At 39.7% G+C, this 12081-nt stretch carries 6 protein-coding genes and 2 pseudogenes; 3 read left to right on the plus strand and 5 right to left on the minus strand.

Annotated features, from left to right (window positions below):
- Positions 1-2117: pseudogene (locus IEY40_RS20320) on the minus strand (putative Ig domain-containing protein); the annotation flags it as partial.
- 24 nt (positions 2118-2141) lie between these two features.
- Positions 2142-5783, minus strand: a pseudogene (locus IEY40_RS08960) (beta strand repeat-containing protein); the annotation flags it as partial.
- 327 nt (positions 5784-6110) lie between these two features.
- Between IEY40_RS08960 and IEY40_RS08965 the strand changes: the two are divergent.
- The 3 genes from IEY40_RS08965 to IEY40_RS08975 all read left to right on the plus strand — a co-directional run bounded on the left by IEY40_RS08965 (position 6111) and on the right by IEY40_RS08975 (position 8695).
- Positions 6111-6563: a hypothetical protein gene (locus IEY40_RS08965; RefSeq protein WP_188955365.1), complete on the plus strand. Its 453-nt coding sequence runs from the start codon at positions 6111-6113 to the stop codon at positions 6561-6563.
- Positions 6564-6565: 2 nt separating this feature from the next.
- Positions 6566-7783, plus strand: a complete 1218-nt coding sequence (locus IEY40_RS08970; RefSeq protein ID WP_188955368.1) for a tail fiber domain-containing protein — start codon at positions 6566-6568, stop codon at positions 7781-7783.
- A 69-nt stretch (positions 7784-7852) separates the two neighbouring features.
- The gene (locus IEY40_RS08975) at positions 7853-8695 is read left to right on the plus strand and encodes a sulfotransferase (RefSeq protein ID WP_188955370.1); all 843 of its coding nucleotides are present in this window, start codon (positions 7853-7855) and stop codon (positions 8693-8695) included.
- A gap of 15 nt (positions 8696-8710) precedes the next feature.
- Here IEY40_RS08975 and IEY40_RS08980 read toward each other — a convergent pair whose 3' ends face one another.
- Genes IEY40_RS08980 through IEY40_RS08990 form a run of 3 tightly spaced genes read right to left on the minus strand, consistent with a single transcriptional unit; the run spans position 8711 to position 12080 of the window.
- Complete coding sequence (locus IEY40_RS08980) at positions 8711-10723, minus strand: sulfotransferase domain-containing protein (RefSeq protein ID WP_188955372.1); 2013 nt, start codon at positions 10721-10723, stop codon at positions 8711-8713.
- The gene (locus IEY40_RS08985) at positions 10720-11460 is read right to left on the minus strand and encodes a sulfotransferase family protein (RefSeq protein WP_188955374.1); all 741 of its coding nucleotides are present in this window, start codon (positions 11458-11460) and stop codon (positions 10720-10722) included. The genes IEY40_RS08980 and IEY40_RS08985 overlap by 4 nt, the downstream gene beginning before the upstream one ends.
- Before the next feature lie 26 nt (positions 11461-11486).
- A complete protein-coding gene (locus tag IEY40_RS08990; RefSeq protein WP_188955377.1) occupies positions 11487-12080 on the minus strand; it encodes a phage tail protein in 594 nt (197 codons plus the stop codon).
- Between the last annotated feature and the right edge of the window lies 1 nt (position 12081).

A 12081-nucleotide genomic window follows, 5' to 3' on the forward strand; every position in this document is an offset into this window, starting at 1 on the left:
CATTGGCGCTGTTAAAGCTGGCCCAGGTGGGTTTATTGATAATGCTAAAAGTGAGGCTGTCACCGCTGTCGTCATCACTGGCGGTGGGCGTAAAGCTGTAGGCACTGTCTTCATTCACCGAGGTCGCGGGAGTGCCACCAATCACCGGCGCATCGTTGGTGTTGCTCACCGTAATGCTAAAGGCAGTTAATGTAGTGCTAATGTTGCCATCACTGACGCTGATCACAATCCCCGCCGTGGTGCCCACATCGGTATTGGTCGGCGTGCCGCTTAGCTGACCATTGGCGCTGTTAAAGCTGGCCCAGGTGGGTTTATTGATAATGCTAAAAGTGAGGCTGTCACCGCTGTCGTCATCACTGGCGGTGGGCGTAAAGCTGTAGGCACTGTCTTCATTCACCGAGGTCGCGGGAGTGCCACCAATCACCGGCGCATCGTTAGTGTTGCTCACCGTAATGCTAAAGGCAGTTAACGCGCTGCTAATGTTGCCATCACTGACGCTGATCACAATCCCCGCCGTGGTGCCCACATCGGCATTGGTCGGCGTGCCGCTTAGCTGACCATTGGCGCTGTTAAAGCTGGCCCAGGTGGGTTTATTGGTAATGCTAAAAGTGAGGCTGTCACCGCTGTCATCATCACTGGCGGTGGGCGTAAAGCTGTAGGCACTGTCTTCATTCACCGAGGTCGCGGGAGTGCCACCAATCACCGGCGCATCGTTGGTGTTGCTCACCGTAATGCTAAAGGCAGTTAACGCGGTGCGTGCTAATGTTGCCATCACTGACGCTGATCACAATCCCCGCCGTGGTGCCCACATCGGCATTGGTCGGCGTGCCGCTTAGCTGACCATTGGCACTGTTAAAGCTGGCCCAGGTGGGTTTATTGGCAATGCTAAAAGTGAGGCTGTCACCGCTGTCGTCATCACTGGCGGTGGGCGTAAAGCTGTAAGCACTGTCTTCATTCACTGAGGTCGCGGGAGTGCCACCAATCACCGGCGCATCGTTGGTGTTGCTCACCGTAATGCTAAAGGCGCTTAGGGGTGTACTGACATTGCCGTCACTGACGCTGATCACAATCCCCGCCGTGGTACCCACATCGGCATTGGTCGGCGTGCCACTTAACTGACCATTGGCACTGTTAAAACTGGCCCAGGTGGGTTTATTGGTAATGCTAAAGGTGAGGCTGTCACCGCTGTCGTCATCACTTGCCGTTGGCGTAAAGCTGTAAGCACTGTCTTCATTCACTGAGGTCGCGGGAGTGCCACCAATCACCGGCGCATCGTTGGTGTTGCTCACCGTAATGCTAAAGGCGCTTAGGGGTGTACTGACATTGCCGTCACTGACGCTGATCACAATCCCCGCCGTGGTACCCACATCGGCATTGGTCGGCGTGCCACTCAACTGACCATTGGCACTGTTAAAGCTGGCCCAGGTGGGTTTATTGGTAATGCTAAAGGTGAGGCTGTCACCGCTGTCATCATCACTGGCCGTTGGCGTAAAGCTGTAAGCACTGTCTTCATTCACTGAGGTCGCGGGAGTGCCACCAATCACCGGCGCATCGTTGGTGTTGCTCACCGTAATGCTAAAGGCGCTTAGGGGTGTACTGACATTGCCGTCACTGACGCTGATCACAATCCCCGCCGTGGTGCCCACATCGGCATTAGTCGGCGTGCCATTCAACTGACCATTGGCGCTGTTAAAGCTGGCCCAGGTGGGTTTATTGGTAATGCTAAAGGTGAGGCTGTCACCGCTGTCGTCATCACTGGCGGTGGGCGTAAAGCTGAAGGCACTGTCTTCATTCACCGAGGTCGCGGGAGTGCCACCAATCACCGGCGCATCGTTGGTGTTGCTCACCGTAATGCTAAAGGCGCTTAGGGGTGTACTGACATTGCCGTCACTGACACTGATCACAATCCCCGCAGTGGTGCCCACATCGGCATTGGTCGGCGTGCCGCTTAGCTGACCATTGGCACTGTTAAAGCTGGCCCAGGTGGGTTTATTGGTAATGCTAAAAGTGAGGCTGTCACCGCTGTCAGCATCAGTGGCGGTGGGCGTAAAGCTGTAGGCACTGTCTTCATTCACCGAGGTCGCAGGGGTGCCGCTGATCACCGGCGCATCGTTAAAATCATAAATGACGGAGTAACTATTAGATGCGATATTACTATTATTTAGCACATCCACAGCTACCGATGAGTTAACAGCAAGTATGACGGCAGATTGTGCAATAGGAGATACTGCAATGGTATACTGCTTATCATCGACATTGGTAAATGCTGATAAATTAGCATTCGTCACTTGAATGTCGTTTATGTCAAAACCAGTTACTGACTCACTAAAATCTATCGTCGCAGTAAAACCTGAACTTACTGAACCTGAAGGCCCACTCACAGTAACACTAGGCTGTAAATCATCGTAAGTAATATTTAAAGTATTGGAAGTGTTATTACCATTCCCTGCACCATCACTTGCCACACTATCGAGAATACTTAAATTAACAGACGTTTCACCTATAGCGCTAACAACAACACTATATGTTTTAGCATTAATTATTTGAAAGTTAGATAAGCTACCGTTAACAACAGAAATATCACCAACGTCAAAACCTAACACATTTTCATCAAACGCTATATTGACGGTAAAATCAGTTGTTTGATTTAATGAGCCAGTACTCAGAGCCACATTCGGTTTCAGCGTATCAACAATAAATACTCCAGAAGGCCCTGCAGAAGGTGCTAAGTTGGTACTAAACCGTGCGGTCCCTCCAACAATACTAATACCGATTGAACCATTACCAACGATATTATCTAAACTCACAGTGACAGTACTAGAGTCACCGTTAAAAATAGAAATGTCAGCATTTGCAGTACCTGTAGTATTAAGGGTGACTTCATTAGCATTTAAGTCAACTTGCTCAACATCGGTATAATTAACGGTATAACTCACGGGACCAGAATTAACCAACACACTTGATGGTGAACTCAATGTTAAGCTAGGTGTTGCCACTATTGGCGTTGATTGATATTCAAAAACAGTATCTAACGCAGCTTTATTGCCGACAGATCCATCTAACACATCAAACGCAGCATTTGCAGCGATTTGCAAAGTGACAATCCCGTTGGCTGTTGGTGTCACATCTGCAGTATAAATTGCACCTGTACCACCAAAATTAGACAACGATGCATTGGTTGCAATAATGTCTGTTTCATCAAAGTCAGAAACCTCGTCAGTAAAAGTAATCAATAAACTAATAACCGACTCAGAAGTAGGACTACTCACATCTACAGACGTCACCACAGTTAACTCGTTTATGTTCAAATTAGCAACAACAGCACTAACCGAAGTATTAACACCGTCTATGGTGGCAGATAAATTACTCGTTACCGATAAGTAATTATTAGCCGCGACTGTATTAGGGATATTCAAAGTCACAGTAATAGCACACTGCTGACCATTTGCGACTTCAACGCCACTCACTATTAAAAAGCTAGATCCAGAACCTGATGTTGCAGAGCCTGTGCCACAAAAGCCAGTTTGATCTGCTGAAGCAATCGTCGAACCAGAAATAAAGCTACTAAAATTTTCGGTAAAAGCGATACTTGTCGCATCACCCGCCCCCGTTTCATTGGTAAGTAAATAAATAACATCTACTTGTCCTCCGGCACTCCCCACTTTAATCGAACTGTCCGAGAAAGTTTGACTAAACCGTAAACCGCTTACAGTTAGCGATGTTGAACTGCCAGCTTTATTAACGACTTCGCCCGCTAAATTCGCCGTAGTACTTGAACTAGTAAACGTTAAGTTGCTACCAACACTTCCAGCAGGAAGCTGAACAGGCACAGAAAAATGACAGCTTTCTCCGGGGCTCAAACTACCGCCAGAAAAAGTAATAGTAGATGTACCACTCACAGCAGAACCAACATCGCACACATCAGAAACAGGTAACCCTGTAGCAACTAATCCTGATAAAACAGTTTCTAAATCGAGTGTAAAAGCAATATTTGTTGCATCCGCAGAGGCATTTTCATTGTGAGACAATTCAAAATCTATAGCACTTGTAGCACCAGGTAGTAACACTCTTTCTTGAAACGAGAAACGTAAACTAGGCGCTGTATTCACTGTAATCGCAGCATTGGCAGAGGGATTCTGACTCGATATAGCCTGCCCATTAATTGTTGTCGATATTTGTTGTGCTATAAACTGATAATCACCAGAATTAATATCAGCATTAAGAGTTAAACCGAGATCAAATGTACATGATTGCCCTGCAGAAAGAGTGATTGCAGCTACATTGGCTTGAAAGGCATCACTAATAAATGGAGTACTACTTGTGCCTGTAGCGTTACAAAAATTACTACCTGGCAATGTGGTAATCGTAGCAACAGAGTCACCTCCAATTACCGTATTAAAAGTAAGATCCGTTGCATCATTCACGCTGTCGATATTTGTTAAGACATACCTAAGCGTAATATTGTCACCAGCGGTCACGTTCGATTCAAGCACTTCCATACTTAGCGTCGGAGCATTTGAAACATAAAAAGAATTAGTTACATCAGGATAGGTGTTAATTGATGATGAAATATTGCCCACGGTATTATCATACAAACCAATTACTGAATTAGATGGAATTTGCACAGGGATACTAAAAGAACAACTATCTCCACCAGATAAAGAACCATTGGTTAACATGACAACATCTGTTCCAGACAACACTGAGCCACTGCCACACACATCGTTTAAAGGTAAACCAGTGGCAACTAACCCTGTTAATGTAGCGTCTAAATCATCACTAAACGTAATGTTAGCTGCGCTATTACTTCTGTCAAAATTAGTTAAAGACACATTTAAAGTAGCAGCTTGCCCAGGTGTTACCGTCAACGGGTCTAAAACCATATTAACAAACTGTTTCTGCACATTTAAAAAAGTAGACGCCTTACCAATACGGTTGCTTGAATTGGCATAGGTCATATCTGAAGTGATAATGTCAAATTCACCTGCAACACTTGAAAGTAAGTCGATTGACACAGTACATGAAGAAAATGGCGGTAAAGTAGCGTACTGTGAAATAGGTATATATTGTGCAAACAACGTAATCGAACTCGCGCCGGCAGACTCAGTCAAGGACATAAAATCTCCACAATCAGTTGAAAAATTAGCAACTGGTGCGATAACCGTTCCACTAGGCAAGTCAATTTTGCCACTAAACCCATAAGCATAAGAGTCTTGAGAATTGACTAATGTCAACGTTAAGCGAGTAAAATTACCAACTGAAACTGAACTTGGTGATAGCGATAAAGTTGCCGACACTGTGGTGTCACTAACAGTAAGAGTTGTTGACGAATCTGCGCTACTACCAGCACTCGATGACAGATCAGTAGTGGTAATATTTAATGCGCCAGCAGAGCTCGCGGTTACGTTAAAGATTAACTTACAGCTTTGTCCCTGACTTAACTGATACCCGCTAGCAGCAACAATACTCGCACCGGCATCAAGGGTGTAGCTGCCACTCCCACAGGACATTGATTCATTCGTTTGTGCTGCAACCACTACACCAAGCGGTAAATTAACATTAAAACCAATTTCAGAAGCAGAGTCGGACGAAGAATTATTAGTTAACGTGTAGGTTAACGTACTTGAATTCCCAACAGAAACCGTTGGGCTACTTAAAACACCAGCCAAAGAAAGATCGCTAGGAACAGCATTTGCAGTAAAGCTAGCCATGAGTACAAACAAGTAAACAAGGCGAGAACTATTCAATAAACCTGATAATGTGTTTTTGGGCATCGCAATCATAGCGAATCCTTTCTCATTGTTATGATGGGTTCAATTTTTTACCGCGATAAACGGTAACAGCGAGTTACATTTATTTAACAATAATAACAGCAAAAACTAAAACCAGCCTCACTAATTGTTTAAATTCAAACAATCACCAAAACAGAAAAACAACAACTACCATGAAAAACATTGAAAAATAGCGCTTATAGAGCCTTACCCTCTCACAAAAAAATAAATATAAACAAAAATTCCCACCCAAAAAGATTAGCAAATAAGTGCTTAAAATTTGCTAAATGTTGCTTTTTGGTTAAAATAAATCCAGATAACAACATATAGGCTTAAAAAATGAAAACAATACGAAAAACAATCAAAGCCACATTGTGTATCGCGGCATTATTGACTTCGTCCGCATGTTTAGCAGATAACATCGCGGTAAGCGGTTCAATACTAGACGTCGACTCGGGTAATAATTTTGATACCGCAACGATTACAATTTCTGGGCCTAACGGCTTTAATGAGACAATCACACTCAATAACAACAAAACCCAAGTTGACATTGAAACACTCAATATCACCGACTCAGGTAGCTACACTTACCAAATTCAATACACCCAAAACGGTAAACTTGAATACATAACGGATCCTAAAACAGGCCGCAAAAACGCCAAACGTAATACTGGCAATATTCAAACCACGTCAGGACACTTCAATGTTAAAGACAGTCAATTTGTCATCGACGATGAGGCTGAAGCTGATTTTGAGCAAACGATTCAACCAATTCAAAACAGCAGGTATTAATGATGAAAACAACACATAAACTTGCTTGGGCAATCATTCCACTTGCGGTATCGATTAATACTTATGCCGACCAGCAAATACTTGACGACTTAATTGTTGGTGGTAGTGCCTGTATAGGGCAAGACTGCGTTAATGGTGAAAACTTTAGTTTTGATACGTTAAGACTAAAAGAAAATAATTTACGCATTAAATTTGATGACACAAGTAGTAGCGGAAGCTTCCCGAGTAACGATTGGCAAATAACTGCCAATGACTCCACAAACGGTGGTCAAAACAAGTTCTCAATTGATGATGTCAGTGGTAGTAAAACACCATTTACAATAGAAGCCAGCGCCCCCAATCACTCACTATATGTTGATGATGGCGGTAGAATAGGCATAGGCACATCAACCCCGGTAGTAGAGTTACATGTTGTCAATGGCGACAGCCCAACTATGCGCTTAGAGCAAAATGGTAGTTCAGGCTTTACAGCACAAACCTGGGACGTAGCAGCTAATGAAACAAACTTCTTTATTCGCGATGCTACCAATGGATCCAAGCTACCTTTTAGAATTAGGCCTGGTGCGCCGGATAGCTCGTTATATATCGATACAAACGGAGATATAGGTTTAGGTACATCTAGCCCAGCTGCATCACTGCATATACAAAATACTAAAACAACGGAACCAAAGTTAATACTTGAAAACACTGGGACAACTGCTGGTGATAAGAACTATATTTATTTAAAAAACAGTGGCGATACGCAGATCGTGTTTTCAAACAAAACCAGTAATGTTGATTGGAAAGTATCAAATACCAACAACGATTTTTATATTGTTAGCCCAGAAGAGGACGGAGTTGAGTTTAAATTAGATAGAACAGGTAATTTAAACGTATCAGGAGTCGTTACTGGAGCATCAAGTAGGTTACTAAAAGAAAACATAGTCTCAGTAGATACGTCAGATGTGCTTAATAAAATTGCAAGTTTAGGTGTTTATACTTGGAATTACATAAAAGAAGACAAAACTAAAATCCACTTAGGGCCAATGGCTGAGGATTTTCATAAAATATTTAGTTTAAATGGTGAGCAAGATGATAAAATTGCTTACACAGATATTACAGGTGTTACCCTAGCAGCAATACAAGCCCTTAAGTCAGAAGCCGATGAAAAAGACAAACGTATTGCTCAACTAGAGCAACAACTACAGCAAATTCAAGAAAAACTTAACTTAATAAATTAATATCATTTTTATAACAGCATACATAAAACCTCACGCTTGTGAGGTTTTTTAGATTAGGACATTTAATAGATGGATAATATTGATTTTAATCAGCCTGTTGCTATAGGTGGTGTGGGAGGAAGTGGTACAAGGTTAGTCGCTGAAATAGTAAAGCAATTGGGTTATTTTATCGGAGATGATCTCAACCAGGCTAACGATAATCTATTGTTCACACTATTATTCAAAGACGCAAGATTATGGGGTTGTGATCAAAATGACTTTAATGCAAGATGCAAAATTTTTGAACAAGTCAGTCTCAAAGTTAAACCACTGGAAGATGAACAAATTACTCAAGTTGCTCATTGGATATCACACAGATCTCACCCATCAAAAGCCTGGTTATCAGAAAGGCTTAATCAAGCTGTTATATCATCTAAAGCAAGTAAAATTAAACTTAATTGGGCATGGAAAGAACCCAACACCCATATATTTTTACCATATATACTTAATTACTATCCTAATGTTAAGTATATACATGTAATGCGCAATGGTTTAGACATGGCTTATAGTAAAAATCAGAATCAATTAAATTTATGGGGAATAAAACTGTTGCAATATGTCCCATCTATGACACCAGCTGACTCATTAAACTATTGGATAGAAGTTCACAAAAGAATTAAAGCTTTTGAAAAATACCACCCTAAAAGAATACTACTAGTTAATTATGACAAGCTAAACAATGGAACTTTAGATGAATTAAATAAAATAATAAACTTTTTAAAGATAGAAGTTGATAAGAAAAAAACAGACAAATTAAAATTACTTTTTAAAGCTCAAAGCAGCAGTCAAAGATACAAAGAATACAAAAATGATTTCGTAACTAATCAGCAGATCGACTTTTTAACAAAACTAGGCTTTGAAATCAACTTGTAAAAAATTATTTACCCATCAAGAATATGGGTTACTCATACCCAATTCATTAAACAAAATACTACACGACCTATCAACATGAGACCAATCGATTGAGTCGAGGTTAACTGTAAAATCAATTAAGCTTAATGACTTCAAAGCATCTTGAATAATAGATGGAGGTGTATTTATAGGTAAAGGATGCTGGTTAAACTCAGATAACCTTGTCATATTTATAGCATATTGTTTATTAATATCAAATTTAGATGACGAATTAACGGCCTTAATAATATTTTTAGGAGTAAAGCTTACAACTTTTAAAAAATTACAAATGTCATCAATATAATTTTGTGGTGAATCGCGAAGGGTTTCATAAAAAACAACTTTTACATTCTCACTCCCAAACAATCTGCGATATAAAAAAACAATATGATGATACTCTAAATAACTTAAATCAAAAAAAGGACGCTTCCAAGCTTTAGTGGCAATAAAAGTGTCAAAGTTGCCTACAAAACCTTCACTTACCATCTGTTTAAAAATGGATACTATGATATCTTTAGGATTACGTAAACCAATAATAATCTTAGCATCAGGGCACAATTTTTTAATTCTTTTGGCTATTAAAAAAGTATCAAAGCCACCGGAGTAAGGATGACCAGACAAACGCTCAGCTGAAATAACATTCACTTTTCCTCTAGTCTGACTACCATTAATATTAATTAGTTCACTTAATGCTCTATCGGCTTTTTTATGCTTATAACCTCTCTCATTCTCTCCAACAAGTAAACTGATTAAAGGACAGTTCCAAGGTTGAGAAGAACTATTTAAAAGTAGTAAATCCGGATGTTCAATAAACAAGCCTTTTTGTAACCAAGTTGTACCCGTTTTATGAAGCCCAATATGGAAAACAACATCGACATCCTGTGCTGCATTTTCATTGTTATATTTAGAAGATGTTATAGGAAAAGATATCATTTTCTTGGATAACAGTTCTAAGATTAATGATGCAGCAGTAACAGGCCCATTGTCTAATGACATCGAATGAGAAATACTAACAGCGTTATTCCTCATTATGTTAATTCTTTCAGACGTAAAAATATTGTCAATATTATTCTTGTCATAATTAAAAGCACACCCCAAGTCACTCAGAATTAACCCAAGAATATTTTGATTTTGATGTTCGTGGCAAACAATTATAGGCAATCCATTTTTTAATGCTTGATAAGTCGAACCAACACCGCCTTGTGTAACAATTAGTTTTACCTGTTTATATATTTTTTCCAACGGAATAAATGTATAACAATGTTCAATTTTCAACTTGTTCTTATAATAATCAATTTTGTTACCTACATAAACGACCGTATCTGCTTTCACAGTATTAAATAAATTAATAAAAAACTTTTCATCAATGTCACCAGGTCCAGTTGAGCCCATAGATAACAAAAGAATATTATTTAGCTTATCTTGTGAGCAAAGCAACTCTTCGGCATCAAAAGACAAACTACACTCCCCAACCTGTTTATAACTATTTGGTAATAAAGAGCAAACATGTTCTACAACCGGTTTAGGGTCTGCGAGCAGGGTTAAACTAGCTTCATAAATATCACGAGCCGTCTTTAACGGACTCAAACCTAACGCTTGTCTTTGAATATTGATTGTCACTTTATTATTTAAGAAAAAATCATCTTGAACAATTTTAAAATTACTAGACACTTTTGTTAAAAATACATTCGTTACACATATGGTCGGCAAGCATAAAGTATCAATATAGAGCAACCACAACATTGGATTTGCATCGTATATAATTAAAGAGAAATCGCACTTAATCAATTTCTCATTTACGCCCATCCCAAATATTACTGCTTTATCTTCTCCCTCTACATCAAAATTATGAACGACATAATCATTTAATACTTTTTTAGTAAGTATAGACATTTTAGGAACAAAAAACTCTACCTCAACATCTAAATTAATCAAAATATCGGCAATAGATCTTAGTCTAACCACGTGGCCAAGTGCAGGGCCTGAGATCATTGCGACTTTTGCTTTCATTGGTGACCCTTTGTATATATGTTATTTCTAGCTATATCTTGATTATTATAATATTCTAGCAATTCATTATAGATGTGCGTTGTATTCTGCGGTAAATTTATATACTCATTACCAATATTATGATTACGCAAAGAAGATTCAAAAAAATCAGCGCTATTTGAGGGTTTGTTTAAATCCAAAAAACTGCATATACTTTCAATATCTTGTAAATACTTAGCATTTTCAACATCGAAACAAAGCAGAGGAAACTGATAACTACGTAAATACTCTAACAACTTTGTGTTATATTTATTCCATAAATCGTAAGCGACGTCTAATGGCATGTTGTTTCTGTAATTGAGTGACAAAGCAACAGAATGAGGATGCCTAAAAGTACCAATAAATCTGTATTTTTCAATGCCATCTAACCAAAATGGTAAAGAAAAACAAATCCTAGGATCTTTTATACCAACAGAATAATTATCGCACATAGCGTAGGAAGATATTAAAGAACCTCTTGCTAATTCATGTTCCATATCCCAAGATACAATATCCATAGGATTACTCCAACTAGCTGAATTATGTGCTAGTAATAAATCATTTAATTGGACTATTTTCTTATTTTCTCTATTACCTCTTTTGTTAAATTTAGCTTCGGTAACCACATCACCTAAAAACAAACCAGCGGACTCTAAACAACCAGTCAAGCAGCTTGTTCCACTACGATGCATACCTAAAATTAACGTAAAAACTGTCATTCAAAATTCTCTGTAATATTACTTAATTAAGGTCTAGAAGGATAAAGACCTGTGAGAGCAACACAGAAGGTCATTGCTAAGTAAGGTGAACGAGTTTCAATAGGCACACTACCACCGGTATTACTGACCATACCAGGGTCCATCGTTCTATTGGGTGGACCATCATGATAATTTGCCCCAGCATCACTTGCTACAGCCAAAAAATCGCCTCCGGGGCCATTTTTGTCACCAACTTGATTTGTAGAGTTGATAATATGATTATGCATAGGCATATTGTTTAACGTAATACTGATGTATTCTGAACCACCAGTGTTACCAATATTGTAATTTTTTAAACCATTGCCTGTACCACGATGAATAGGGGCCCTACCTCGTAAATCAGGTAAAGCAAAAGTGCTAATACCGTCACCTCCATAAGCGGTTCCAAACAACGAGAATAAAGCCGAATAATTGCTTATAGACAAAAGAGCACCATCAGCAGGTAACCAATTTTGAGGACAGAAATTATAGCCGACTAGCATAATCTCACCAATGTAAGGATCTGCACTTGCTTTGGTGTTAAAGCTGACGCTACTACAAGTTGCCACTAAAATAGCGAGGTGTATGTAAATTTTTTTCATT

The sequence above is a fragment of the Shewanella ulleungensis genome (assembly GCF_014648315.1).
Taxonomy (GTDB): Bacteria; Pseudomonadota; Gammaproteobacteria; order Enterobacterales; family Shewanellaceae; genus Shewanella; species Shewanella ulleungensis.

Bases quoted from the DNA above. Each gene is read 5' to 3' on its own strand.
- IEY40_RS08965 (WP_188955365.1), top strand. From the start codon at position 6,111: ATGAAAACAATACGAAAAACAATCAAAGCCACATTGTGTATCGCGGCA.
- IEY40_RS08970 (WP_188955368.1), top strand. From the start codon at position 6,566: ATGAAAACAACACATAAACTTGCTTGGGCAATCATTCCACTTGCGGTA.
- IEY40_RS08975 (WP_188955370.1), top strand. From the start codon at position 7,853: ATGGATAATATTGATTTTAATCAGCCTGTTGCTATAGGTGGTGTGGGA.
- IEY40_RS08980 (WP_188955372.1), bottom strand. From the start codon at position 10,723: ATGAAAGCAAAAGTCGCAATGATCTCAGGCCCTGCACTTGGCCACGTG.
- IEY40_RS08985 (WP_188955374.1), bottom strand. From the start codon at position 11,460: ATGACAGTTTTTACGTTAATTTTAGGTATGCATCGTAGTGGAACAAGC.
- IEY40_RS08990 (WP_188955377.1), bottom strand. From the start codon at position 12,080: ATGAAAAAAATTTACATACACCTCGCTATTTTAGTGGCAACTTGTAGT.